This is a genomic window from Pseudobutyrivibrio sp. MD2005 (assembly GCF_000621865.1).
Classification (GTDB): Bacteria; Bacillota; Clostridia; order Lachnospirales; family Lachnospiraceae; genus Pseudobutyrivibrio.
In genome coordinates, this window is record NZ_KK211358.1 from 292,924 (window position 1) to 318,389 (window position 25,466).

Consider the following 25,466-nt stretch of genomic DNA (forward strand, 5'->3'; position numbering starts at 1 on the left):
AATCCTTTCTAATATCAATACTATAATGTATTAATAGGGTCAAAATCAAACCAGGTTGTAGTGCTGCGATATTGCTTCTGCTCTAACAAAAACTTATCAATCGCATCTTTAACCTTTACTAGTCTATCATATTCGTCAGCTTTTACATAGATGACTCTTCGATATATGTCTTTTAATTTGCCAATATATGCATCCTCTGGCCCCATAACAATTATATCGGAATCCGTCTTCTTTATTATAGCAGCTAAAGTATCTGCTTGTCCCACTGCATCATCATATTTTTCGCTACTAACCTGTATTCCAAGGATGTGGGAACAAGGTGGATAAGCTAATAATCTGCGATATGCATATTCCTGCTTGAAAAAGCTGTCGTAATCCTGATTAGCAGAAGTAACTACTGCATAATTCTCAGGCTGATATGTCTGGATAACGGCGACTCCAGGCTCGCTGCCTCTGCCTGCTCGTCCCACAGCCTGTGTAAGAAGCTGAAATGTGCGCTCACCACTGTGATAATCACTCTCGTTAAGGGAGATATCTGCCGCAATGATTCCAACAAGAGTTACGTTAGCAAAATCGTGGCCCTTTACTATCATCTGCGTACCAATAAGCACATCTGCCTCATGGGCTGCAAATGCTGATAAGATTTCCTCGTGACCATTTTTTCCAGATGTGGTATCGGCATCCATTCTAAGAACCCTGACACCAGGAAATGTTTCTTTTACAAGCTCTTCTAAGCGTTGTGTTCCCGCTTTAAAACTGCCGATATATTTGCTTCCGCAGCTTGGGCAAGTCTTGGCGGCCCTAGTAGTAAATCCACAGTAATGGCACTTCATAACTCCGCCATTATGAAGGTGTAACGCCACATCACAGTGCGGACATTTTAGCACATGTCCACAAGCTCTGCAGGAAACAAATCCCATCAGTCCACGTCTATTCAAAAACAGCATAATCTGCTGATGCTTGCTAATTCTATCTGCCATCAGCTCTTTCAGCCTGCGGCTTAGCATTGAACGATTGCCGGATTGGAGTTCTTCCCTTAAATCCACTATCTCGCAATCTGCCATCTGCGCCCCCATAGCTCTGTTGTGAAGCGTGATAAGCTGATACTCTCCTGCCCTGGCCCTGCTATATGCCTCTAAGCTTGGGGTTGCGGACCCTAAAATCACTGTGGCACCAGTGAGCTTTGCTCTATAAACTGCAGTCTCTCTAGCATGGTATCTAGGAACAACCTCAGATTTGTAGCTAGGCTCATGCTCCTCATCAATGATGATGAGCCCCAGATTTGCAAATGGTGTAAAGAGCGCAGAGCGAGGCCCCACCATAATGCTAATCTCACCAGATTTAGCCCTTTCAAACTGATCAAATCGCTCTCCTAGAGACATTCTACTATTCAATATGCTGACCTTATCACCAAAGCGTGTGTAGAATCGCATAACAGTCTGGTAAGTAAGGGCGATTTCAGGAATGAGCACAATCACCTGCTGTCCCATGTTAATCACATGCTCCATGACATCCATGTAGACTTCCGTCTTGCCCGAGCCTGTGACACCATGGATTAGATAGGTCTTGTGACGCCCTGTGTCTATATCAGCCTTAATAGTCTCCGCTGCAGCCTCCTGCTCCTCATTAAGCACGATATGCTTCGGTGTAGCTGCCCCCTGAATATGAGGATTTCTAAATGTTCGAACAGAATCAATTTTGATGATTCCCTTTGATTCTAAATCCCTGATATTCGCTGTTGGAATCTGAAGCTTTTTAGTAGCAAGCTCCCAATCAAGCACATCCACTTCTAAAAGTTCCCTAAGCAAACGTTCTTTTCCTATGGCATGACGCTTGTTTGTAAGAAGCTCATTGAGCTCGATTCTGGCTTGTTCCAGGGATATTGCAAGACTGATTTCTTTTTTGAGCTTTTCGTTTTCCCTCTTTTTGATAGGGATGACCGTCTTTAGAGCCTGATTCATCGTGCTTCCATAATTGCGTTTCAAAAATGCTGCCAAAGAAATAAGCTGAGACTCTATAGCGATGCTATCCTTTACAACTCTCGCAATAGGCTTCAGCTTTGTGACATCAAACCCCGGTTTATCATGCAATCCCACAACGTATCCTGTGATGGCACGATTGCCAGCGCCGAAAGGTATCACAACCTGCACACCTTCGGTAACCGACTCCTCCAGCTCCGATGGAACAATATATTCAAATGTTTTATCCAATCTCTCATGAGATATGTCAATTATTATATCAGCGTATTTCATGAAAAATATTTTAGCATAAAAGGGTTCCTTTTTGTAATCAATGTGGTAAAATGAATTGATTTTAACAAAATAACAGTTTTATCAGGGAGGATACCTATGCGTCATCTAATGAGCCCTCTAGATTTTTCTAGAGAGGAGCTAGAGCAGCTTATGGACCTGGCCGATGATATTAAAAATCATCCAGATAATTACTCTGAAAAGTGCCACGGCAAAAAGCTCGCTACATGCTTCTACGAACCAAGCACACGTACACGACTATCTTTTGAGGCTGCCATGCTTAATCTTGGTGGTTCAGTACTTGGTTTCTCTTCAGCTGATTCTTCTTCAGCAGCCAAAGGCGAAAGTGTTTCTGACACCATTCGCGTCATTTCTTCTTACGCAGATATTTGCGCTATGCGTCATCCAAAAGAAGGCGCTCCACTTGTTGCTTCGCAACGTTCACTTATTCCAGTTATTAACGCCGGTGATGGCGGTCATCAACATCCCACTCAAACACTTACAGATTTATTTACTATTCGTTCTTTACGTGGCGAAATCAAAGATCTTACAATTGGACTTTGCGGTGATTTGAAGTTTGGTCGTACCGTCCACTCGTTAATTAATGCACTCGTTCGCTATCCAGGCATCAAATTCGTGCTTATCTCACCAGAGGAATTAAGAGTTCCTGAATATATCCGCGAAGATGTATTAGAAAAAAAAGGTTACGAATACAAAGAGGTTGATTCACTGGATGATGTAATGGGCGAGCTCGACATTCTTTACATGACTCGTGTACAGAAAGAACGTTTCTTCAACGAAGAAGACTACATCAGATTAAAAGACTTCTTCATCCTGACTCCAGAGAAAATGCAACTTGCAAAGAAAGATATGATGGTGCTACATCCACTTCCAAGAGTTAACGAAATCTCTGTCGATGTAGATGAGGACCCTCGAGCAATGTATTTTACTCAGGCAAAATATGGAGTATTTATCAGAATGGCACTGATTCTTACTCTTCTAGAACTGGTATAAGGAGGAACAAACATGTTAAATATCAGTGGCATCCACGAGGGATTCGTACTTGACCACATTAAGGCCGGCGAATCTATGACTATATATAACAACCTTCATTTAGGCGAACTTGGCAGCGACTGCACAATCGCCATGATTATGAATGCAAAATCTAATAAAATGGGTAGAAAAGATATTATAAAAATCGAATGCCCAATAGAAAGAGTTGACTTAGATATACTCGGCTTTATCGATCACAATATCACATGTAATATTGTAAAAGCCGACGCTATCGTTGAAAAAAGACAATTACGCCTCCCTAAGGAAATAAAAAATGTAATTAAATGCAAAAATCCACGATGCATAAGCACCGTGGAGCAGGAGCTTGATCAGGTATTCATCCTCACAGATGAAGAAAACGAAGTATATCGTTGCAAATACTGCGAAGAGAAATACACTGGTACAAAATAACTATAGCCTAGTTACGACTATACGACTATATAATAAGCCGCCATGTGACCTACATGACGGCTTTTTCTTTACCTAAGTATTTCTAGTATATTCTTTCGATATACGATTATTTATTTGAACGTCTCCAGATATGCATCTTCTCTGCTTCTGCAATAAGCTCATCTCTGAAATCTGGGTGTGCAATAGAGATAATAGCCTCTGCACGCTGCCAAGCAGAAAGTCCCTTAAGACAAACTTTACCATACTCTGTAACAAGATAATGTGTGTTTGCACGAGTATCTGTAACGATTGAACCTTCAGCAAGTGTAGGACGGATACGGCTCTTAACTGTGCCATCCTTTGTTGTAAATGTAGATGAGAGACATACAAAGCTCTTACCACCGTTTGAAAGGTAAGCACCAAGTACGAAATCAAGCTGTCCGCCTGCTCCTGAAATGTGCTTTGTACCTGCTGATTCAGCATTAATCTGACCAAATAAATCAACGTCTACAGCATTGTTGATAGAAATGAAATTATCAAGTGCTGAAATCTGACGAATATCATTTGTATAATCAACTGGAGCACTCATAAGCTCTGGATTCTCATCCATGTAATCGTACATCTTCTTTGTACCAGCACCGAAAGCGTATGTCTGACGGAAACGATCGATGTTCTTCTTTGCACCAGTAATCTTGCCAGCCTTTGCAATATCAACAAAAGCATCAACGTACATTTCTGTATGAACACCAAGATCCTTAAGGTCTGACTCTGCAATCATAGCACCAACTGTGTTTGGCATACCGCCAATACCAAGCTGTAAGCATGCACCGTTTGGAATCTCCTCTACGATAAGCTTTGCAACTGCCTTATCTACATCTGTAGGAGCTCCGCCTGCGCCCATCTCTGAGATAGCTGGATTGCTTCCCTCAACAATAGCATCAACCTTTGAAATATGAACGCCTTCCTCAAAACCACCAAGGCAACGAGGCATGTTCTCATTGACCTCAACGATGATGTGCTTTGACTTCTCTACTGCTGCCATAAGGTGTGAAGCGTTAGGACCAAAGTTGAAGTATCCATGATTATCCATTGTTGTAGTCTGAATCATAAGAACATCATTTGGCTCAATATGCTCACGGTAATATCTAGGAAGCTCGGAATATCTGATTGGTGCATAGTAAGAGCAACCTCTTGCAATAAGCTTTCTTTCAATACCACCCATGTGCCATGAGTTCCAGCAGAAATGCTCTCCTGCATCCTCTCTCTCAAAGATAGCTGGAAGCTTCATTAAGATACCACCACGTACCTTAACATCAGTAAGCTCGTCTGTGCGAGCTGCAAGTGCTTTATCTAAAGCATCAGGTGTACCTGTACACCAGCCATAATCTACCCAGTCTCCACTCTTTACTACCTTAACAGCCTCTGCTGCTGTAGTAAGTTTTTTCTTGTACTCAGCTTGAAAATCCATATTAACCTCCGCTCGTTAAAAAATTATCAATTGCATACATTGTACCACTTATTGCTCTAAGCTTCAATTGTTTTCATCTTCTTCCGAGATATCCGCCTCTTCAGAGTTTTCAGCTTCCTCAGAACTCTCATCTTCTTCAGCGTTCTCGGCTTGCTCAGATTTCTCATCTTCCCCTGACTCTAGTTCTAAAGGATCCTCCATATCTTCAGGATTAGCGTCTTTGAAGATTTCTTCGTAAATACCATACCCTTCAAGAGTATCACCATTCTCAAACAATTTATAATAATCATCAGGTATAGATGTTTCAGGCTCGTAATCTTCAATCGCTTTATCTATCACATCCCATCGCTTTTTAGACTGCTCATAAGAATGATATTCTTCGTCCTTTGCAGCTAAATAAGAAAGGATTCCCATAATCAGCACCAACATAAACTTAATAATAGCAACCATTTTCTCGCCATCAGTCATAGCTTCGAATCTACCCATAAATCTATTTGTTTTACGAGGCTTGCTTGGGGTTGGCACCTGTCTGGTTGTTCTTTGTGGGGTTGGTTCATCCTGAAATATCGTAGGCCTATTGTATTCTATCTTGTTTCTTTCAATTCTAGCTTTTTCTTGCGCTATTAATGCTTCCTGTTTTGTTATATATATCTGCTTTAATACAGCAACAAGCTTGCGCTGGGCTATTTCTTTGCCTGGCTCAACAAGTACCTGCTCCTCTATTTGGGTACTTTTCTCTTTTTGGGTATCTTGCTCTTTTTGGTACTCTTGGTCTACTGGGGCATATGTTTGCGCTGGCGCAGGCACATTAACTGGCTCGCCCCAATTAATGCTACCGGTCACCCCTGTACTATAATTAACCAGAGCCCCACAGTTAAGACACATTATATGGCCATTTTCAATTTCTTTTCCGCAATTTTTACAAATCATTATGTTCATTCCAATTATAGTTTTTAGGTTTTTGATTTTCCTCAGAAAATCAAGAACCGGACAAAGACCAATATTTTCTGCAAGAAAATATTGCTTGGCAAAGCCAAGTTCTTGTGGGCTTTTTCCTTAAGTAGCCCACAAGAAGTCATAATCAGTATTATTATACACAACTATTTATTAAATCATTAGTCAATATTGGCTAATCTTAAAATCATTTTCCATTTATCTTAGCCACCGCTTAACCCATTAGGCTAATCTATTTCTATTTTAGCTGGTTTATTAGCCGCACCTGTTCCAATTCGGCTAATCTATTTCATTTACTCCTACCCGATTAGCCACTACTGCTCCTCTCTGGCTAATCTATTTCACTTACTCCTGCCTGATTAGCCACTACCTCTCCTCTTTGGCTAATCTATTTCACTTACTCCTCCACGATTAGCCATCACCTCTCCACTTTGGCTAATCTATTTCACTTATTCCTCCCCGATTAGCCACACCTTCTACAATTCGGCTAATCTATTACACTTACTCCTCCCCGATTAGCCATCACCTCTCCTCTCTGGCTAATCCTTTTCAAATTCCAGCCCACGATTAGCCACACCCCTACGGTTCTACAAGTTTTATTGTTTTTTAATAATTAACTCTACCTTAAAGTGTTATACTATAATTAATAAACATATCATCAGGAGGTAAGACTATGGCAAAACAAGAAATTGAAGTAGCTGGTGCTAAGAGGCAAATTAAGATTACCCCTTTTGAGCATCGCACAAAATATCATGAGACTGATTACCATGGCGTGATTCATACATCCAATTATATCAACTGGATTGAAGATGCCAGAATGAATTTAATGGAACAGATGGGACTTTCTTTTAAGCAAATGCTTGAAATGGAAATTAGCTCACCAATCATATCTCATTCTATTGAATATAGAAGTAGTGTTAAGTTTGATGAGACTGTAGTGATAGATACAAAGCTTATTTCTTACGATGGGCATGAGATGGAAGTTGCTTATCGTATATACGATAAAGCTACTGGCGAAGACCGCGCCATCGCAAGAACAAGCCACTGCTTTGTGAACAAATCCGGAGCACCTATTTCTATGAAGCGTGCTTATCCAGAACTTGATACGAAATTCTTTGAATTTAAATAACCTTAAGAAAATTAGGAACCTTTGCAGCCAGTACAACAGTGCTGGCTGCTTTTATATTATCATCGCTATCGTCGAAGAAAATATGAGCACCAAAGGCTTTTAAAACTGCTGTCTTATCCATACCTCCTAAGAAGTGCGCTTCATCAATCCTGACGCCCCAATCCCTAAAAGTGCGGATAACTCTTTCGTGAGCAGGTGCACATCTTGCTGTAACAATAGCTGTCCTAATTGGGGACTGAGCAACATCATCAAACTGGCCCTGCAACTCAGAAATAACAGAAAGCAGATTAGCAAAAGGCCCTCTCTTCAAAGGCACTAGAGCATGACTTAATTCATGTTCTCCAAAAGCTTCCAAGCCCTCCCTCCTGAAAATCAACTCAGACTCATTATTGAATAATACACAATCCCCATCAAATGCGATTCGTATTTGCGATATACCATCCTTTGCCGATTCCGGCGATGCTAATACCGTAGCTGCTGCAATGCCTCCCATCGTAGCCCTGGCTACATCCTCCTCATTAGCAGATAAATACAAATCAATATTATAGGCAGATAGATATGGCACAATTGATGCGCCTGTAGTAAGTGCTGCCCTCGAAATATCTAATTCATAAGATGAAATAGAATTAAAAATCCTAAGCGAGCTATCTGCAGAATTTTGGCTCATAACAATGACCTCAACCACTGGCTCATCGTACAAATCATTAAGAGCCAAAAATGCCTGAATCAAGCCAAAAGCTGGTCCCTTTTTCAAAGGTTCATGTTCATGCTCCACCATATATCTAACATAGCTATCCGCTCCCTCATTTACAAAAATTTCATTCTCATAATCCAAATCAAATAATGCTCTGGTAGAAATACCAATTGTAAGCTTTATACTAGTCATAAAAAACACCTCCCTCGTTAGCTTACCCAAAGCCTAACACAGGAAGGTGTCCATAAATATTCTCTCCCATCGCATTTAAAGGCAGCTTAAAGGCAAATTTGAATTGTCCGATTATAACTCAACAAAATAATTGATTTCCTTCTCCAAAAGACGAAATACATTAGCAACCAAATATCCATCTGCAATTGCGTGATTAAGTCGAACTGTTACAGGCATAACAAGTCTACCGTTTTCCTCTCTGTATTTTCCCCAATTGATAATAGGAGCAAAGAATAAATGTCCATCAGGCAATTCAATATTAAGCGAGTCATATGAAAGCCATGATATATAAGATGCATCAAACCAGTTTGGATGATTTGCCATGTCTAAACCATATTCACGAGTCTTCTTCGCTTCCTCAACATCATTTAAAGCACCAGTGTAAAACTTTTTATATTCCTCAAAATACTCTGTATATACCGGCGTACAGGTTTCCGTATCTTCATGGAAAACATACTGTGTTGGATTGATCACGTCATAGCAGATCAGCTCATCTGTCTGCCAAAGGTATCCCATTCTGTAGTCTTCACGTGAATTCATAACCTTTGAAAGAATATACAGGAAATTGACATAAAACTTCGTTCCTGTGTTCTTTGAATGTGTGACGAGCTCTGTTACGTCTATTCTCGACGTTATCGAGGTTGAGCACTTGCAATCTTCCGTAAAGTGGCGAAATACGCCTTTACGATAATATGTCTCTTTGTCAATTACTTTATAATTCATTTTCTTCACCCTTACAAACTTGAATTGTTAAACTCTATATTTCTTTTCTATAAAAATGTAGGAAATAATTATAGCAATCACAAGCAAAAAAGCTCCTAATACTATAACTGTAAAAACAGGAGAATTCTGCTCACAAAATAGAAATGGTAACCCCAAAAACTCAAGTAACAATGCAAATACAAACCATAGGATTGCCACTGCTTTATTATACTTCTTAATGTCAGTAACAGTTGGAGGCTTAGCAAAAGTAAAAAATCCTACAGGTTCTTTTGCGCGTAAGCAAGAAATACCGATAACGACAAAAATAAAAGAAACAACAGTCCAGATAATAAATCCAATTATCATATTTTTCCCCCTACAAGCTCCGATTTGTTAATTTAAATCACCTTATAAGCTTATCACATCTCATATTTAAAAAAGAAAATATTTTTAAAAAAATTAAGGTTATAAGCTTATAGGTTAAAATTCACCGCTTACTGAAGATATTATTAATAAAACCATTGAAGCTTACCTGCTAGACAAAAAGGTATGACTTCTTGCTGACAGAACAATGAAATTGTCAGCAAGAATCCTGCTTTGCAGGACATGAAAATAGATAAATCTATTTTCATGGTATTTACGATTCCTGAAAAACTGATGTTTTTCAAGAATCTATAACCATCTACTATTTTTGCTCTTAGTTATACCTTGTTCGCTTCAATATAATGTCTCATCGCCCGCCAAAAGGTATAACCTGACATAAAACCCCACTCTGGTTATACCTTTTTGACTTCTAAATAATGTCTCATCGCCCGCCAAAAGGTATAACCTGACATAAAATCCCATTCTGGTTATACCTTTTTGACTTCAACATAGTGTCCTATAGCTCACCAAAAGGTATAACCACCTCCCATATCAGCCCATGATTATACCTTCAAAGAAAAAATGAGGGTCCGAAGACCCTCTATACTAAATAAACCTGTTTGCAGAATTCTTTAATACAAGCTACGATTTGTTTAATACATATATTCTAATTATTTCTGCAGACAAAATAAAGCCCACTTATTTGTGAGCTTTACTTTTAGTCCTTATTTAACTGTGAATGGTAACGTGTCATCTACCCCTTAGAGCCAATTTCCATCAAGAGATTGATTAGCTCGATGTCGGATTCCTGAACCCTAAGGTTGGTTTCAATCTTTTCGCCAGAAGGGTCTGTGATTGAAAGTTCAATGACTGAGCCTGGGGTCATCGCTTTTCCTTTGGCTGCTCCTAAAAATGGAATCAGCTTTGGATGATTGGAATTGAATTTTTCTGCTGCACCTCTGATTTTAAATAGATCTGCTGGATTAAATGCCATAATACTCTCCATTCCGCCAGTTGATATTCAACAGGCTATTAAATCAAATATTTTCGGAGTAACTTGCGTAGCTCCTCTTCTTTTATAGGTTTTTCAATGTAATCATCAAAACCTAGTTTTTCGTACTCTTCTCTTGCACCAACCACTGCATTGGCTGTCTGCATGATAAGCGGTGTCTCCCGATTTGGATTGTCCGGTAAAGCTTCGATAAGAGATTTTAGTTCTATACCGTCCATTCCAGGCATCAGGTGATCAACAAATATCATATCATATTTTATCTTTTTAATCTTCTCTAATGCTTCATTGCCGCTAATTGCAGTGTCTACGTTAATATCTGTGTTATTTAAAAGCATTGTAAACACTCGTAAATTGATAGCAACATCGTCAACTACGAGAATCTTTCCAATGATGTCAAATACTTCGTTTCGGTCTGCCACACGTCGATCTCCATTTGGTCCCATAGAGAATGTGCCGCATGGCTCAATAGAGCGTATTTCTTGAGGAATAACTACCGTAAATACGGTACCCTTTCCCAGCTCTGATTCAACCTTAATAGTGCCTCCCATAAGATCAACTAATTGCTTTGTAATAGTGAGTCCAAGTCCAGTGCCTTCGATACGTCCATGAGAGAACTCGCCTACTCTGCTAAATGAATCAAACAGATAAGGGATGTTTTCCTTTGCAACGCCGATGCCTGTATCACTGACACTGATAATAAGAAGTAAACGTCCTTCTGATATCTTTCCTTGAACAGATAGTGTGATTCGTCCTTCAGGTGTGTACTTTACGGCGTTGGTAAGAAGATTTGTGATGATTTGAATCATCCTTTCTTTGTCGCCTCTAAGCTCGGCTGGTAGCACATCACTCATGTCTACCTCAAAAGCAAGGCGATTAGCCTTTGCTCTAGGCCTTACCATAGCGTAGCACTCACGAATCATATCGATTATTTCATAATCAGATTCCACCAGCTCTATCTTGCCAGCATTTACCTTAGCCAAATCAAGCACTTCATTTACTATACTGAGCAGATAGTTTCCTGCACCATTTACATCTCTGGCATAGTCTAAGATATTTTCATCTCTGCTCTCGCGAAGGATCATTTTATTCATTCCAAGAATGGCATTGATAGGTGTACGCATTTCATGAGACATTCGCCTTAAGAATGCTGTACTTGCCTCCTGAGCTTGAACTGCTGCATACATATCTCGCTCCATGGTTCTTACATTTTTGAGAGCTCTGATATATGACATGGTAATCATAAATAGCAGGCCGAGTAAGATAATCCTTCTATCGATTGAGGTAGGTCTGGTTCGGTAAGCAACTATCTGTATAATAGCCGCCACAAATACACCAAATATTCCGACCATCTCTGTCCAAATTTCTTTTATATGTCCTTGGATAAAATCACTGACTACCGCGATTATAAAGATAATCATGGTTAGGATTATACCTGCAAATGCAAATACAAGAATTCCACTTAAATCAGTGTTATTGAAAAACTGAAGAATCAGCCCTATGAATGCAACAAATAACTCAAGCACTGATGCAATCATATATAATTCCCTGTATCGCCCATCCTGCAATCTGTCAAAATACATAGCCATAATAAATGGCATCATCATCAGACTTAGGTAAGTGATATATGAAATAAGTGAAAAGTTTGGTGCTATAAACTGTCTGGTAGGCGACTCGGCTAACGCCCAAAGTCCAGCGCACATAACGCCCCACCCTGAAAAAAACAACGGTAGTGTCTTGTTGTAGGAAAGCTTTACAAGAACACCGATAATAAAGGCCATCAGTCCAAGAAAAATAACGGTTCCTGTTAGTAGTAGCGGTATCTTTTCTCTTTCAAATAGGCTTTGGGTAATTCCCGCCTGTGTTCCAATAGAAACTTTGTCCACCACGCCGGCATAATTGTTGTTTCCTATCCATTCAACTGTTAATGTTTTTCCTTCATCGGATTGATAGATAGGGATAAACATTAATGCCCCTGGACTATTATCTCCAAATAATCTGGTTTCATCTGTTGAGTAACTATATCTAAACTCATCATCAACATAAACATATATATCCTGTTTTTCAGAATCAAATGAAACATACATTACAGGCTCATCAATATGTTCTATCTTCTTTTCGATGATTAGCTCTTCTGCTCTTGAAAGCTCGTATTTTCCTGGAATGGTAATATCCTCATAAGTGCCATCTGGACATAGCCGTCTCCAGCCATCGCTATAATCTGCCACACTAAAATCAGTGTAGGTTCGCTCATCAGGAAGATTGTTTTCTCCCCAAAGCATCATACCAATCATGAACAGATATATGATAATTCCAATGACGATAATAATCTGATATACGAATCTGCTTGTGTTGTGCATAACATCCCCCATTATTTAACTATTAACTACCGTTATTTTAATATTTAATAGGGTTCAAAACAACAAATTACGAAAAACGTCACAGAATTTTAAATATTACTTATTATACTTATTGAAAGAAGTTTGTGGAGTAATGTTTAGGAGGTAGTTATGGCTAGTACAGAACAGATTGCACTCGAGTACTATAACAAAGGTCTAGAACTTGTACAGGCAAACAGCCTGGAGCTAGGTATCGATAATCTCAACATGGCTCGAAGTATTTACGAAGAAATAGGCGACAAGACTCACTACATTCTATCGCTGCGTGGGCTTGCTATTGCATACGGCATCATGGGCTACGACAGTAAAATGCTTTACAAATGCCTCTCTGCCTTTGATTATATTGATAAAAATGGAATCAAAGGTGCAAAGCACTTTTTCTATACTACCATCTGCAATCGTTATATGCTTCTTGGCGATTATGACGGAGCAATCAGTTATGGCAAAATGGCATTGCAGGATTTAGAAGAATATGGCACTGAATTTGACAATTCACCTCATGCCTATCTTGTTGTGTTCCTCAATCTGGCTTATTCATACCTACACACACATCGTTACTCCGATGCAGAGGCTTATCTAAAACGAGCTACTGAAATATCTCAAAAGAATGATATGCATCATCATGATTTGAGTCTTTCTGTTTTGTATGCTAATCTCCACTATCACATGGGTGACAACCAGTACGTTTACGACCACATCGATGAGCTGGTTACATTTATAAAAAGCTCCAAGATTACGGTTCAGGATTATGTTGAAGATTTAAAGCTTCTTATAGAGACATTCTGTGGAATGGGTGAATTCAAACGCGCGGAAGCCGTTGTACTTAGCATGGATTCCTCAGCAACTATTTCAAATGATATCCACATGAAGCTACAAGCCTCAAAGCTCTATATGCTTGTGTACAGTAAGAGTGGCGAAACTGAAAAGTATCATGAGGCCTGCGTTAGATTTGCAGAAGATACCATCGAAGTTTCAAATACAGAAGCGGCAAGACATCTAATTGAGATGGACACTGAAATCGCATTGTCTATTGCAGATACCCCAGGCGAATTGATATAGTTTCATATATGGAGGAATAACTGCTAGTTCTGCTAGCAGTTTTATTTTGAATAATGAAGAAAAAAATAATAATTGTATTTATAATCTTTTTTGCCATTATCATATTTATCAAGGCTCAGCTTACCTACAATCCATCTGTTAGGATTCTAGCCTCGGTCATAGATTTTTCTGAATCCACGCTAAAAGATCCAGAGTACCTGGCTTACGGAATCGATTTAAAAGATTTATTCGATAACTATACCAATGCGGATATACGATATTCTGGTTCTACATCTATAAAAAAGGTCAAGGGGTTCCCTTACTCAATCAGCGGCTCCATCCGCGGTGAGCGTTCTTCTTCCCAAAAGAAGTTTTCTTGCAAAGCCAATCTGGATGTGCTGGTTTTACAGGTAGGCGAGCTGGATGTATATGCAGATAACGATACCATTTATCTTGTTGCGCCTCTCCTTGGCGGCATTTCATACGGTTTTGACACTAATAACGACTTATTCACAGAGGCTCCTCAGCTAAAATACGATATCAACAGAGAATGGTTCCATAACAACAAGCGAAATATTTATAATTTCGTTAACAGCATCAAAATTGAAGCCACAGGCGAGACTTTTGTTGATGAAGACGGCACAGAGGCTAGTGAATTTGCAATAACAGTCCCAGAAGGCGAAGGCGATTTCATTTGGGATTTGCTTGGAATGGATGCACCAGATCATGATATTAATTGCTCTGTTTTCCTGGATAAGCACAATCATGCCAGAAAGCTTGTGTTTGATTTATCTTATAGAACCAAGGGTGCTTATATTTCAGTTTATGGAGACAACCTTAGCACTTTGGAACTTTATCGTCCTCTTCCAGATGATGAATATGTAACTGCCACAATAAAACGCAATGGAGATACACTTTACACCAACTCATTTACAAACAACCTTAGCTACTACGCTTCTAATGGTGATGTATACACAATCGATTCCGGAATGCTTCTAAACTACAGCGAATCCGGCATCAGTATGGAAGCCACCAATATAGTTGTCGCAAGAAACGATGATACTTTGGCGGAGGGGTACGTAAAAGGCAAGATTTCCACCGTAGACGATATGGGTGATGTCTTTGAAGATGCAAAAGCGGATTTATCAAATGTAAAAGTCATTGATTGGAACACAATAAAAAATGACACCGCCGCATTCATCGACGATGTCATTTCTAAAGCTCGTGAAAATGTAGATTTATTTAGCTTCTAGCTAGTGCTAATCATTAGCCTGGAAGCTTCCCAAAATCTTATAAAGTAAATTATAAAGCTGTGATGATTCTTCAGGCGAAAGCTGAACACATTGCCCCATTTTAGCAGGTATTTGACATGCCTGCTTTTTTAATTCCAATCCTTCATCAGTCAAAGTGATAATAAGATTACGCTCATCATCCTTTGAGCGACTACGCTTAACATAGCCCTTCTGCTCAAGCTTCTTAAGAACAGGTGTAAGTGTACCTGAATCAAGAAATAGCTTATCGCCAAGTGCCTTAACTGTAATCTCCTTCTCTTCCCAAATCACCATCATAGCAATGTATTGAGTGTAAGTAAGATCTATTGGATCAAGATATGGCTTATATCTTTTTACAATCTCCTTAGAACAAGCATACAGCGGAAAGCATAGCTGATTTGAAATTTTTAAGCAATCGTATTTATCGCCCATTTCATTCACCTCATTAATTATTATAGATTCTTAGATACGAAATCAGAAAGTGCCTCTTTTGGAACAAATCCAACATTCATATCAACTTTTTCCCCATCCTTTAAAACAACGATGGCAGGTATGTTCATTATACCATATTCTCTTGCTAAATCTGGATTATCATCTGTATCAATACTGTAGAAATTAGCCTTGTCGCCTAACTCCTCTGATACCTCTTCCAAAACTGGTGCAAGCATCTTGCATGGACCACACCAAGTTGCGTTGAAATCTAATACTGAAACCCCTGACTTATCAAGTGCCTTAAATTCATCCTGATTAATTTTCTTTACCATAGTATAACTCCTTTCAATTTAAATCAACTCTTAATTAGTTTTGTGCTTTCTTAAGTTCTGCAAGATATGAAACAGCTGAAAGCGCTGCCACATTTCCCTCTCCTGCAGCCTTGATATACTGATATGGTGCACCAGTGATATCGCCGCATGCAAATAATCCTTTGATATTGGTAGCCATTGAACGATCTACACCGATGTGATTACCATCCATCTGAAGACCTGGCACCAACTGGGATGGTGCAATCTGCTGTCTTAAGATAAAGATTCCGTCTGCTTTAAATGTGCCTTTATCTGTTTCAAGTGTTGCCACACCATCATTATAAGCGATAGATGATGGCTTTACATCAACCGATACTTCGATGTTGCCACCTAAATTTCCAGCATAATCATACTGAGGTAAATAATAAACCTTTTCAGCACGCTCTGCTAAAAACTCTGCTTCCTCCTCATCCTCAGCGTCATATGCCACAATGATTGCTGTTCTGCCCTTATAAAGAGCTGCATCACATGTTGCGCAGTAGCTAACGCCGCGGCCAAGATTTTCCATCTCACCAGCAAATGGCTTCATAGCGCTCATTCCAGCTGCCACGATTACAGAGCTGGCCTCGTAATCGCCTCCGTGGCACTGAATCGCAAAATACTGTCCCATGGAATAAACTGCATTGACTTTATCTTCTGTGATTTCTATACCCATGCCCTTAGCATGATCCAAAAATGCCTTGGCCATATCCTCGCCAGAAACATTTGGAAGTCCCAAGTAATTTTGAATTGTATGGGCCTTTGACACCTTATCTGAAGAACCCTTATTACCAAGTAATAGAACAGACTTATTTCTAACTTTTGCTGTAATAGCTGCCTCTAATCCAGCAGGTCCTGTTCCTATAACTGCAATATCATATCTTTCCATTTTATACCTCCTGCTACAAAAACTACTAACAGGCCTATTAATAAAACTAATCTCTTAGGATGATTAAATTGTACACAATCTAATTGCCTTTGTCAACATCTTTTTTCTTAATCTCAAATTAATCGTTACCATCCACTGCCGTGGTGTCTTTAGGCCGCCCTCCACCTGCCTTCACCTGCCACCGCCTACCGGCACACAAGGCACATTGCATGAATATTGCGCTTTTCTAATGGACCATTCATGCATCTTTTATTTACATGTGTCTTTTGCAGGCCTGTACAATTTTGAAAAATGTTTTTGGTTGGCGGACACACAGCATTGTATAAATTGTACTTCTTAGACTGAAGGGGACTTGGTTGATTTTGGAGCGCGCTTAGTAACATAAAAGCAGGTTTTGCAATATATAGGTATGCGCTGCCATGGACGGCAGCGCAAGTGGTCACTTAAAACACGATGTTGAATGTGCCACGGTACCTATATATGCAAAACCTGCTTTGTCATGTTACTTAGCAAGCGTAATATGAAACCAAGTCCCCTCAGCCTGAGAAGTACATTAAAACCTAAAGTGTCCGCCACCTAAAAAACATTTTTCAAAATGGTTCATTCCGCAACAAGACACATGTGCGATGCATAAATTGGTCCATAAGAAAAAGCAGCAATATTCGCAAAATCGTGCCTTGTGTGCCGGTAGGCGGTGGCAGGCTAAGGCAGGTGGAGGGCGGCCCCATAATATAAACTGTGGATGGTAACGCCCCTATCACCGCAAGAAAAAAGCCCTAAGCTTTTAGCTTAGGGCCGTATAATTGATTTATTGTTGTAGCATCTTGTTTACTAGGTTTTCCTGACTTTCCATCTGATTCTTAAAAGTCATGTTTTGTGCTTGTCTAACCACAGAGCTGTTCTTCATTTTTGTAACAGATTCTGCAAAATCTGCATCCTCAGCTCTTGACTGGGCTGCTGTGAGATTCTCAGCTGTAGTGTTATTGATGTTGTAAGCAGCTGAAAGTCCGTTGGTTTCGGCACCTATCTGACTACGCATAGAAGAAAGCTTTGAATAAGTCTCGTCTAATGCATCGGTAGATATTTTATTAGGGTCGCCAGATATATCAAAGTTTTCAAGTCCAGCCATTGCTGATTTAGCATCGGCCTCTGTGATCGCAGTACTAGATGTTCCAGTGTAGATATTTATATCACCTGTTGTTCCATCTAGCAGGTTCTTACCATTGTAGCTGGCCTGGTTGATTGTTTGATTTATTGTAGCAACAGTCTGCTTATTTGCCTCCTGTAAAACAGCTCTGTCACTCTCTGAATATAATCCATTCATGGCACGAACTGTGTTCTGCTCCATATCTCCAAGGGAATCCGCAATATTAGCAAGAGCTCCATCAGCAATATTTGCTGCGTCAATTCCATAAGAAATATTATTGCTTCCAGTCTTGAGGCTCTTAACCTCCTCAGCAATCTTCTGACTGATAGCCATAACTGCTGCATCATCTGCTGCTGTATTCACTTTTTTGCCACTGGAAAGCTCTCTAGCAGATTTCTTCTGCTGCTCTTCAGTTGACTTCATGTGATTGATATTTTTTTGATACTGCGATGTGTTTAAGTTGGATTGAATTTTCATACTACCACTCCAATCTCTTGTTACAAAGAAAAACCAAATTCCGATTTGTACAATAATTATAACATCACATCAATCAAAAGTCATGTGAACAATTTGTTTTCAATTTTCCGGTTCGTGGACTGAACCATAAAGCTCTAAGTTCTTTTCCTGCCTAGCAATTTCGTCATTGTAACGATTTATTACGGTAGTCCAATACTCATTAAGAGCCTTTTCATCTCTTCTATCCGGCACATTATACTCTTCAGAAAGAATCGTTCCAAAGTACTGAGAAAGCTTTTCGGCACCAGCGAGATTTAGGTGTAAGCCTCCATCATATGTATCTGTGCTCCAGTCGATTCCGATTTCATCCTGGGCTTCAAGGAAATTAATATAAGTAAGATTATTCTCCTTGGCAAACTCTGAAATCTGCTCATCCCATTCATCATACCAGTAAGGATAAAGTGTAGGAGCCTTTACCAAAATAAGCTCTACGTCATTTTCCTTACAAAGCTGTGTAAGCTTTTCTAAATAGTAGTATGAATTATCTCCAAACTGATAATCTGGAAGCGGACGGCCCTCAGGAACATCCTCTGCCGCCTTGACATCCACGCGCATATAGTAGCCATTGAAAGAAACCTTATCACGATGGAACAGATATTTAAAATCATCAGAATTCAAATCGCTCCATCTAGAATGGTATCTTAATATAGGGAAAAGATACTCAATAAACTTCTCGTCATCGGTCATTGAGGCATTGATGGAATCAACCTTGCTCTTTGACCATTTCATACCATCCAAAGTCATTCTATTATAAGCTTCGTTCTGTGGCTCATTGTATTTCATTGAAAGCACATTAAACACAATGATGTCAGGCTTTTCTGTTTTAATTGTCTCCTCTGCAAGGTAATATGACTGCCAGATTAACTGCTGGGCGCTACCTCTGATGTAAGAGTTGATTCCGAAATTCTCCCATAGATAAACAGGCGAAATGTTTTCGTATAATTCACAGTCACCTATGAAAACCACATTGTGATCAGTAGGGTCATCATAATACTCTTGTATCATTGCGCCTTCTAGGATTCCCGACATATATTTAGGTTCTAGAAGCTTTGTTGCAAGCCCAAGCCCTGACAAACAAATCGCTATTATTAAAATAACTATAATAATTTTTTTGTACATTTTAACTCCAACTAGAATTGATTATAAATAAACTGGCTTGCTGAATAGCCGATTCCGTATGCGCCAAAGATAAGTGTCACCATAAATAATCCGTACCAGATTACAAAGCGAACTGGTGCTTTAAGAGTTGCGATTTTACCGCGGACGCTTCCGGTACGCTGCACTAAGCTGACAGCTACTAGCACAAGCATTCCTATAAATACAACCAGGTAATCACATTCTGTAAGCCCCATTTCAATAAATGCATCTATCTTCAGCTGGGAAAGACTTGATTTGCTGAATATGCTTCCAAACATTTTGAATGTAAGAGGCACATCCCTATAGCAATCAAACATACGAAGGCTAGACATAATAAGTGTGGTCCGAACAACCTGGAATAATCTCCAACCAAATGTTCCTGCCACATGCACCTTAGAATGGAACCATCTGTAAAATGGTTCAAGCTCTTGGGAAATCATGATAACTACAAAGTTGCCAAGTCCCCATACAATAAAGTTCCAGCTGGCACCATGCCAAATACCTGTAGTAAACCAAACGATAAAACTTGAAAGATAAACAGGCACTCGCTTGCCTAAATTGTTGCCCAGCTTTGCTCTGCTCTTCTTTGAAAGCTTCATCATAAACTGGCTAGCGCTGATAGGATAAAAGATGTAATCTGTAAACCATGTACCCATGGTAATATGCCATCTATTCCAATACTCTTTGATGTTCTTTGAAAAATATGGGCGAATAAAGTTTTCTGTAACTTTGATTCCCATTGTCTCTGCCACACCAATAGTAATATCGATTCCCCCAGTGAAATCTGCATAAAGCTCTAAGGCGTAAAACATGGCACCGGCAAATGCATAGAAACCGTTGTAGGTATTTGTATCTTCAATAATTGCTTTAACAGCAACCAGAATTCTATCTGCTATAACCAGCTTTTTAAAGAATCCCCAAAGGATTCTCTCTAGTCCAAATGATACTGTACGCCAGTCAAATCTATGCTCCTCGTAAAGAGTGGCACTTAAATCTGAATAGCGGCTGATAGGTCCCTGAACTAACTGTGGGAAGAATGATACGAATAATGCAAATTTGAATAGATTATCCTGAGCCTCATGCTTGCCATTAAAAACATCTATAAGATATCCCATAGACTGGAAGGTATAGAACGAAATTCCCATTGGAATAATCAATTGTACAAATGATATTCCATCAGCCCTTCCAAAAGTTGATAACAGAGAGTTGATATTTGCTATGGTAAAATTAGTGTATTTTGTCACAGCAAGAATACCTAAATTAAAAAGCAGACATGCCAGAAAAATCTTTTTCTCTGCCGCATGCTCCTTTGCCTTAAGGCTCTTTCTCTCCTCTTTTTCATACTCCTTTTTATGCTCTTTAAACCAAACATCAAAAGATTTCTTTTTATCGGAAATCTTTTTTGCCGCCAAAAATGTGGTAGCCGATGTTATGGCAATAAAGATTAGATATCTTGGGTCAGCGATAAAATAGAATACGTAGGACGCCAGCAGCAAAAACTGCCACTGGAAGCGTCCAGGCAATAAATAATATATCGCAAATACGATAATCAAAAAACCTATAAATCCATATGAAGTAAATAACATTAATTAGTCCTCGTCATCTAACTTAGCTTTGATGAGTGCATAAATTGTCTCTGCTGATGCAAAATTCTCTGGTGTAAGCTCTGCTGCACCAATTGTCACATCAAACTCCTCATTAATCTCCGAAATAAGTGACACAATATCAAATGAATCCAAAATTCCGCCTGTCACCAAATCCTTTGCAGTGGCAAAATCCACCTCTGGATGTAAATCTCCTAAAATCTCTAATAACTGTTCCATATTCTTTCCTCCTTATATTTCGTAGCGGCCTCCAAGTTTTACGTACTCCCGTAGGGCACCCGTACTTGCGTTCGCCCAGGTTATGTAGCCGCTTAATCTATACAGTATAAATCTTTGATGAGCTGGTAGGCATCAAGCTCTAAGAACTCTCAAGCGGAGCTTTCTATGCGAAGCGGAGAGTCCTTAGGCTTGTAGCCGTAACCAGCGGACTAGGTTTCCTCGTACATCTTGGCGAGGCGCACGCGGTCAATCTTTCCGTTGGCTGTGAATGGCATAGCCTCAAGGCGGTTGACCTTGTTTGGTAGCATGTAGCGTGGCAGCTTGGTTTTGAGCGCCTTGATAAGGTCGCCTTCTGTGATGTCGCCCACGTAGTAGAGTACAATCTTGCCTTGTTCTTTGGCGTAGATGCACCCTGAGAGCTTGATTTCGGGTACAAGGTTTACATTGGCTTCAATTTCACCTAGTTCGATGCGGTGTCCCATGTGCTTGATTTGAAAATCCTTACGTGAGTGGAAAACAAGCTCACCGTATTCGTTGATGTGACCAATGTCGCCTGTGCGATAAATGATTTCCGGGTAGGCTGTGTTTAGTGGATTTTGCACATAGGCTTCTTTTGTCTTTTCTGGATTGTTGTAGTAGCCAAGTGTAACAGATGTTCCACGAATACAGATTTCGCCCTGTTCCCCATCCTTTGCCAAAGTGTTATCTTCCTTGAGAAGAAGAATCTCTGTATTTTTAAATGGGAATCCCACAGGAATCACTTCATCATCTGCAAATTCTCTCTCTACTGGATAATAGCAACACATTCCTGTGCCTTCAGTAGGTCCATATAGATTAAAGAATTTGGCCTCTGGACAGGCTGCCTTCCATAATCTGAACTGTTTTATAGGAAATACTTCGCTACCAAAAGCAATTGTGCGCAGTGTGTGTGGCACAACTGTATCAAATGTAGCAAATGCACTTATCATAGTAAGAGCTGATACAACCCAGCAAACAGTGTTGATGTTATGCTCGTTGATGTATTCCACAAGCTTTATTGGGAACATAAAATATGAATGTGGAATCAAGTATGTTGTGGCACCAAATTTCAGTGTAGGATAAAGCTCCTTTAGACAGGCATCAAAGTAAAGTGGTGTCTGATTTCCAAAGATTGTATCCTCATTAAAGCCAAGTGTTTCTGAAAGCTGTTCGATGTAATCTATTACCGAACGGTGGCAGGCACACACTCCCTTTGGCACACCTGTTGAGCCTGAAGTAAACACGATGTAGATTGGATCTGTATCAATAGCGTGCTTTCTAACATCCGCTAAAGCCTTCTCATCGCTCTTCGTATTTACGATATCACTGAATAATACCACATCAGCTTTATAGTCAAAGTTATTTGCAATCTCTATTGTTGAGTCATCGCAGATTATAACCTTTGGCTTGCAATTATCTAAAATAAGATTGATACGTGTTGCTGGCATCTCGCTGTCGATTGGCACGTAATAGCAACCAGCATTAATTACACCAAAGAATGTTGCAATGGTGTTAGGACTCTTCTTCATAAATACGATAACTGGCTCTTTTTTGCAGCCTCGCTCTAAAAGATTAGTTCCCACTGAATCCATGATGTTTTTCACATCTGAAAAAGTAAGCTGTACCTCGTCATCCGCATATGCGATTTTGTCTGGTACACGTTTTAGACTTTCGTCTATGTAATCTAGTACATTGTTTTGCATGTCACACCTCTATTTTGTAATTAGATTATCGAACTCTGGACGTAATTTTGCGCATTTCTTAACGCAATCCTGAGCCAAAACATCTATTATATCAAGCACCTTTTCACCAACGTCATGATCTCTTTTGACGATGGAAAGCTCTGTGCATCCAAGAATTATCACTTCTGCCCCAGCCTCTAGAAGCTGACTTTTGACAAGTTCAAATTCCTTCATATCTACTGGCTTGCCCGCCTTTACATCATCATAGATGATAGACATAACAAGCTTTTGACATTCTACGTCCGGATAAACGCATGTAATATCATAATCCTTTAAAACAGAATCAAACAAATGCATGGACGCCGTTCCATCTGTAGCCATAATTCCTACTTTGGATATGCCCTCAGCCGACAGATAAGCCGCCGTCTCCTTGATTCCATTGCTCACAGGCACAAATACTGCATCCGCAATTTGATCATGAAAATAGTGAGCAGTGATACACGGCATGGCGATATAATCTACATTATCTCGCTCCAGCTTATTGGCAAGCTCCACTATCTTAGGGAGTGGGCTTTTCTTGCTCTTTCCAAGTATGTAGCCTGTCCTGTCTGGTATGGATGGCACATTGTATATAACCATTTCTATATTGTCTTGATCAGTGGCTGCGTCTGTCATTTCGATGATACGACGCATGAAATATGCTGTGGCCATAGGCCCCAAGCCACCGATTATTCCTAATCTTTTCATCCCCATTATTGCTCCTGGTCGTCATTAAAATATGTGTAAATCTCTCTATCATAGTTGTGAGAATGATAATGCATATCAGAGTAAGCCATCAGCTCCTCGTCAGTAAGATAAAATCCCTTAAAGGTTTTATCCACACGTGGTGTTGTATCAAAATGTCTCCAGCCCTCACCACAATCAATCACGTTCCAATAGTGATGACGTGTTGCCGTAGGAATAATTTCGATATCTTCGTTCTTAATGCCTGCTCTTGTAAGCAGTGCTTTGCTGACTGCAAAATAGTTATAGCAATCGCCATGTCGATTCTTAAGTCCATCGTAAGCACCCTTTAGCCAGTCGCCTCTGTCGGTGCTTTCGCTATACCCCATATGCCCCTGTATCCAAACATAAATAGCATGCGCCTTATCATAATCAGACATATCATCTGTAATGATTTCATCAAGAACCTCATCCGCCAGAGCAAATACCTCATCCTCTGTATAGAGCTGCTCAATAACAGTAATTACGCCTTCCTTTAAATCCATATTTCCCATGGAATCGGTAGCTGTATAAATCACTGTATACTCTCCTGGTTCATTAAGATTGACCTGACTGCTATCAACCTGCACCTCTAAATCTGTATCTATGTTATCTGTAACAACCACACCGTTTTTAAAGCTTACAGATTCACCTACATATACAGTCTTATCAAGCTGTCCCTCTATTACTGGTGGAACAATATCATACTCTTCCACCAGATGCAGCACCGTATCAGCCTCTGTACGATTCCCCGAAGCATCCTCTGCCACAATAGTAACTGGAATATCACCATAATTATCAAAGCTGATACCCGTGCCAAAATAGACATTTACTTCCCCTGACAAATCGCTGACTTCATCAATGAAATCCTTAACTGCAGGGATTTCTTCTTTTGTGCGGGTAAGCTCATGAACCTTTAATTCTGGAGCTGTGGTATCATCCACCTCCAAAGTACACTCATATGTGTATCCATCAGACTGAATCCCCACAGTATATACCCCAGCATGCTCTGTTGAAATCACAGTGCCAGGTGTAAACTCCGCCGACTTATTGCTATTCCTTAGAAAATCTGCCGCAGTAACACTTCCGCCGAGCTCCACCACACAATTTGAATACACTCTATTTGAATAATCATAATAAAAATAGGCTCCCACACCTGCGCAGACTACGACAACGGCTGCGCATATAGGTATGATAAGCCTACTACGTTTTTTATTTTTTCTCTTTTTCTTATTTCTCTTATATTTGACTTCGTTTTCCATAATAACATCTTCTCCAGAGTGAACTCACTCGAAGATAATTTTATCAATCATGGCCCAGGTAGTCAAATTATTCAGGCATTTGTTACCATTCACAGTTTACATATACTAATAGCCCCGCCCATGCAGTAGCCCTCGGGGCTTTGTGGGGGATGCAATTTTGCGAATATTGCTGTTTTTCTTATGGGCCCAATTTATGCATCGCACATGTGTCTTGTTGCGGAATGAACCATTTTGAAAAATGTTTTTTATGGGGGCGGACACTTAAGTTTTAAATGTACTTCTCAGGCTGAGGGAACTTGGTTTCATACTCCGTTTGCTAAGTAAAATAACAAAGCAGGTTTTGCATATATAATCACCGTGGCACATTCAACATCGTGTTTTAAGTGACCACTTGCGCTGCCGTCCATGGCAGCGCATGCTTATATATTGCAAAACCTGCTTTTATTTTACTAAGCGCACTACAAAATCAACCAAGTTTCCCTCAGCCTAAGAAGTACA

23 protein-coding genes are annotated in these 25,466 nt (G+C 39.8%); 5 read left to right on the forward strand and 18 right to left on the reverse strand.

Annotated features, from left to right (window positions below; translation table 11 throughout):
- Positions 1-20: 20 nt before the first annotated feature.
- Complete coding sequence (gene priA / locus T498_RS0111135) at positions 21-2,252, reverse strand: replication restart helicase PriA (RefSeq protein ID WP_036978397.1); 2,232 nt, start codon at positions 2,250-2,252, stop codon at positions 21-23.
- Positions 2,253-2,348: 96 nt separating this feature from the next.
- On the opposite strand from priA, the gene pyrB reads away from it, so the two are divergent.
- Together pyrB and T498_RS0111145 are read left to right on the forward strand one after the other, a co-directional pair.
- Positions 2,349-3,263 (forward strand): aspartate carbamoyltransferase, encoded by a 915-nt coding sequence (gene pyrB, locus T498_RS0111140; RefSeq protein WP_028235966.1) that lies wholly within the window; start codon positions 2,349-2,351, stop codon positions 3,261-3,263.
- 12 nt (positions 3,264-3,275) lie between these two features.
- A complete protein-coding gene (locus tag T498_RS0111145; RefSeq protein ID WP_028235967.1) occupies positions 3,276-3,713 on the forward strand; it encodes an aspartate carbamoyltransferase regulatory subunit in 438 nt (145 codons plus the stop codon).
- Between the two features lie 106 nt (positions 3,714-3,819).
- Here T498_RS0111145 and T498_RS0111150 read toward each other — a convergent pair whose 3' ends face one another.
- Together T498_RS0111150 and T498_RS0111155 are read right to left on the reverse strand one after the other, a co-directional pair.
- Positions 3,820-5,160 carry a butyryl-CoA:acetate CoA-transferase gene (locus T498_RS0111150; protein ID WP_028235968.1) on the reverse strand — a complete coding sequence of 447 codons (1,341 nt, stop codon included), beginning with the start codon at positions 5,158-5,160 and terminating at the stop codon, positions 3,820-3,822.
- 63 nt (positions 5,161-5,223) lie between these two features.
- Positions 5,224-6,090, reverse strand: a complete 867-nt coding sequence (locus tag T498_RS0111155) for a zinc ribbon domain-containing protein (protein WP_028235969.1) — start codon at positions 6,088-6,090, stop codon at positions 5,224-5,226.
- 697 nt (positions 6,091-6,787) lie between these two features.
- On the opposite strand from T498_RS0111155, the gene T498_RS0111160 reads away from it, so the two are divergent.
- Positions 6,788-7,243 carry an acyl-CoA thioesterase gene (locus T498_RS0111160; RefSeq protein WP_028235970.1) on the forward strand — a complete coding sequence of 152 codons (456 nt, stop codon included), beginning with the start codon at positions 6,788-6,790 and terminating at the stop codon, positions 7,241-7,243.
- Here the strand turns inward: T498_RS0111160 and T498_RS0111165 are convergent.
- From T498_RS0111165 to T498_RS16340, 5 genes are all read right to left on the reverse strand, one after another.
- Positions 7,236-8,129: a 5'-nucleotidase gene (locus T498_RS0111165; RefSeq protein WP_028235971.1), complete on the reverse strand. Its 894-nt coding sequence runs from the start codon at positions 8,127-8,129 to the stop codon at positions 7,236-7,238. The genes T498_RS0111160 and T498_RS0111165 overlap by 8 nt on opposite strands.
- A gap of 111 nt (positions 8,130-8,240) precedes the next feature.
- Positions 8,241-8,891 (reverse strand): CatA-like O-acetyltransferase, family 3, encoded by a 651-nt coding sequence (locus tag T498_RS0111170; protein WP_028235972.1) that lies wholly within the window; start codon positions 8,889-8,891, stop codon positions 8,241-8,243.
- Between the two features lie 27 nt (positions 8,892-8,918).
- Positions 8,919-9,236 carry a hypothetical protein gene (locus T498_RS0111175; protein WP_028235973.1) on the reverse strand — a complete coding sequence of 106 codons (318 nt, stop codon included), beginning with the start codon at positions 9,234-9,236 and terminating at the stop codon, positions 8,919-8,921.
- Between the two features lie 751 nt (positions 9,237-9,987).
- The gene (locus T498_RS0111180; RefSeq protein ID WP_036978401.1) at positions 9,988-10,227 is read right to left on the reverse strand and encodes a hypothetical protein; all 240 of its coding nucleotides are present in this window, start codon (positions 10,225-10,227) and stop codon (positions 9,988-9,990) included.
- A 38-nt stretch (positions 10,228-10,265) separates the two neighbouring features.
- Positions 10,266-12,602, reverse strand: coding sequence for a hybrid sensor histidine kinase/response regulator (locus T498_RS16340; RefSeq protein ID WP_051524731.1), 2,337 nt, complete (start codon positions 12,600-12,602; stop codon positions 10,266-10,268).
- A gap of 150 nt (positions 12,603-12,752) precedes the next feature.
- On the opposite strand from T498_RS16340, the gene T498_RS0111190 reads away from it, so the two are divergent.
- Positions 12,753-13,700: a tetratricopeptide repeat protein gene (locus tag T498_RS0111190; protein ID WP_028235975.1), complete on the forward strand. Its 948-nt coding sequence runs from the start codon at positions 12,753-12,755 to the stop codon at positions 13,698-13,700.
- Positions 13,701-13,753: 53 nt separating this feature from the next.
- Positions 13,754-14,932, forward strand: a complete 1,179-nt coding sequence (locus tag T498_RS0111195) for a hypothetical protein (RefSeq protein WP_028235976.1) — start codon at positions 13,754-13,756, stop codon at positions 14,930-14,932.
- Between the two features lie 6 nt (positions 14,933-14,938).
- Here the strand turns inward: T498_RS0111195 and T498_RS0111200 are convergent, their stop codons facing one another.
- The 10 genes from T498_RS0111200 to T498_RS0111245 form a co-directional block, all read right to left on the reverse strand.
- Positions 14,939-15,382 carry a MarR family winged helix-turn-helix transcriptional regulator gene (locus tag T498_RS0111200; protein ID WP_028235977.1) on the reverse strand — a complete coding sequence of 148 codons (444 nt, stop codon included), beginning with the start codon at positions 15,380-15,382 and terminating at the stop codon, positions 14,939-14,941.
- A 20-nt stretch (positions 15,383-15,402) separates the two neighbouring features.
- A complete protein-coding gene (trxA, locus tag T498_RS0111205) occupies positions 15,403-15,714 on the reverse strand; it encodes a thioredoxin (RefSeq protein ID WP_028235978.1) in 312 nt (103 codons plus the stop codon).
- Between the two features lie 34 nt (positions 15,715-15,748).
- Positions 15,749-16,621, reverse strand: coding sequence for an NAD(P)/FAD-dependent oxidoreductase (locus tag T498_RS0111210; RefSeq protein WP_028235979.1), 873 nt, complete (start codon positions 16,619-16,621; stop codon positions 15,749-15,751).
- An 808-nt stretch (positions 16,622-17,429) separates the two neighbouring features.
- Positions 17,430-18,245, reverse strand: a complete 816-nt coding sequence (locus T498_RS0111215; protein WP_028235980.1) for a flagellin — start codon at positions 18,243-18,245, stop codon at positions 17,430-17,432.
- A gap of 99 nt (positions 18,246-18,344) precedes the next feature.
- Positions 18,345-19,403, reverse strand: coding sequence for an SGNH/GDSL hydrolase family protein (locus T498_RS0111220; RefSeq protein WP_028235981.1), 1,059 nt, complete (start codon positions 19,401-19,403; stop codon positions 18,345-18,347).
- An 11-nt stretch (positions 19,404-19,414) separates the two neighbouring features.
- Positions 19,415-21,007, reverse strand: coding sequence for an MBOAT family O-acyltransferase (locus tag T498_RS0111225; RefSeq protein ID WP_028235982.1), 1,593 nt, complete (start codon positions 21,005-21,007; stop codon positions 19,415-19,417).
- Between the two features lie 3 nt (positions 21,008-21,010).
- A complete protein-coding gene (locus T498_RS0111230; RefSeq protein ID WP_028235983.1) occupies positions 21,011-21,244 on the reverse strand; it encodes a phosphopantetheine-binding protein in 234 nt (77 codons plus the stop codon).
- Between the two features lie 209 nt (positions 21,245-21,453).
- Positions 21,454-22,965, reverse strand: coding sequence for an amino acid adenylation domain-containing protein (locus T498_RS0111235; protein WP_028235984.1), 1,512 nt, complete (start codon positions 22,963-22,965; stop codon positions 21,454-21,456).
- 9 nt (positions 22,966-22,974) lie between these two features.
- Positions 22,975-23,697 carry an aspartate/glutamate racemase family protein gene (locus T498_RS0111240; RefSeq protein WP_036978403.1) on the reverse strand — a complete coding sequence of 241 codons (723 nt, stop codon included), beginning with the start codon at positions 23,695-23,697 and terminating at the stop codon, positions 22,975-22,977.
- Positions 23,697-24,968 carry a transglutaminase domain-containing protein gene (locus tag T498_RS0111245; RefSeq protein WP_028235986.1) on the reverse strand — a complete coding sequence of 424 codons (1,272 nt, stop codon included), beginning with the start codon at positions 24,966-24,968 and terminating at the stop codon, positions 23,697-23,699. The genes T498_RS0111240 and T498_RS0111245 overlap by 1 nt, the downstream gene beginning before the upstream one ends.
- Positions 24,969-25,466 lie beyond the last annotated feature (498 nt).

What these genes read in the sequence shown, in the direction of transcription:
- T498_RS0111220 (WP_028235981.1), bottom strand. Translation starts at nt 19,403, where the DNA reads ATGTACAAAAAAATTATTATAGTTATTTTAATAATAGCGATTTGTTTG.
- T498_RS0111230 (WP_028235983.1), bottom strand. Translation starts at nt 21,244, where the DNA reads ATGGAACAGTTATTAGAGATTTTAGGAGATTTACATCCAGAGGTGGAT.
- T498_RS0111150 (WP_028235968.1), bottom strand. Translation starts at nt 5,160, where the DNA reads ATGGATTTTCAAGCTGAGTACAAGAAAAAACTTACTACAGCAGCAGAG.
- T498_RS0111240 (WP_036978403.1), bottom strand. Translation starts at nt 23,697, where the DNA reads ATGGGGATGAAAAGATTAGGAATAATCGGTGGCTTGGGGCCTATGGCC.
- T498_RS0111180 (WP_036978401.1), bottom strand. Translation starts at nt 10,227, where the DNA reads ATGGCATTTAATCCAGCAGATCTATTTAAAATCAGAGGTGCAGCAGAA.
- T498_RS0111210 (WP_028235979.1), bottom strand. Translation starts at nt 16,621, where the DNA reads ATGGAAAGATATGATATTGCAGTTATAGGAACAGGACCTGCTGGATTA.
- T498_RS0111160 (WP_028235970.1), top strand. Translation starts at nt 6,788, where the DNA reads ATGGCAAAACAAGAAATTGAAGTAGCTGGTGCTAAGAGGCAAATTAAG.
- pyrB (WP_028235966.1), top strand. Translation starts at nt 2,349, where the DNA reads ATGCGTCATCTAATGAGCCCTCTAGATTTTTCTAGAGAGGAGCTAGAG.
- T498_RS0111245 (WP_028235986.1), bottom strand. Translation starts at nt 24,968, where the DNA reads ATGGAAAACGAAGTCAAATATAAGAGAAATAAGAAAAAGAGAAAAAAT.
- T498_RS0111235 (WP_028235984.1), bottom strand. Translation starts at nt 22,965, where the DNA reads ATGCAAAACAATGTACTAGATTACATAGACGAAAGTCTAAAACGTGTA.
- T498_RS0111215 (WP_028235980.1), bottom strand. Translation starts at nt 18,245, where the DNA reads ATGAAAATTCAATCCAACTTAAACACATCGCAGTATCAAAAAAATATC.
- T498_RS0111170 (WP_028235972.1), bottom strand. Translation starts at nt 8,891, where the DNA reads ATGAATTATAAAGTAATTGACAAAGAGACATATTATCGTAAAGGCGTA.
- T498_RS0111225 (WP_028235982.1), bottom strand. Translation starts at nt 21,007, where the DNA reads ATGTTATTTACTTCATATGGATTTATAGGTTTTTTGATTATCGTATTT.
- T498_RS0111145 (WP_028235967.1), top strand. Translation starts at nt 3,276, where the DNA reads ATGTTAAATATCAGTGGCATCCACGAGGGATTCGTACTTGACCACATT.
- T498_RS0111195 (WP_028235976.1), top strand. Translation starts at nt 13,754, where the DNA reads ATGAAGAAAAAAATAATAATTGTATTTATAATCTTTTTTGCCATTATC.
- T498_RS0111155 (WP_028235969.1), bottom strand. Translation starts at nt 6,090, where the DNA reads ATGATTTGTAAAAATTGCGGAAAAGAAATTGAAAATGGCCATATAATG.
- T498_RS0111190 (WP_028235975.1), top strand. Translation starts at nt 12,753, where the DNA reads ATGGCTAGTACAGAACAGATTGCACTCGAGTACTATAACAAAGGTCTA.
- T498_RS0111165 (WP_028235971.1), bottom strand. Translation starts at nt 8,129, where the DNA reads ATGACTAGTATAAAGCTTACAATTGGTATTTCTACCAGAGCATTATTT.
- T498_RS0111175 (WP_028235973.1), bottom strand. Translation starts at nt 9,236, where the DNA reads ATGATAATTGGATTTATTATCTGGACTGTTGTTTCTTTTATTTTTGTC.
- T498_RS16340 (WP_051524731.1), bottom strand. Translation starts at nt 12,602, where the DNA reads ATGCACAACACAAGCAGATTCGTATATCAGATTATTATCGTCATTGGA.
- priA (WP_036978397.1), bottom strand. Translation starts at nt 2,252, where the DNA reads ATGAAATACGCTGATATAATAATTGACATATCTCATGAGAGATTGGAT.
- T498_RS0111200 (WP_028235977.1), bottom strand. Translation starts at nt 15,382, where the DNA reads ATGGGCGATAAATACGATTGCTTAAAAATTTCAAATCAGCTATGCTTT.
- trxA (WP_028235978.1), bottom strand. Translation starts at nt 15,714, where the DNA reads ATGGTAAAGAAAATTAATCAGGATGAATTTAAGGCACTTGATAAGTCA.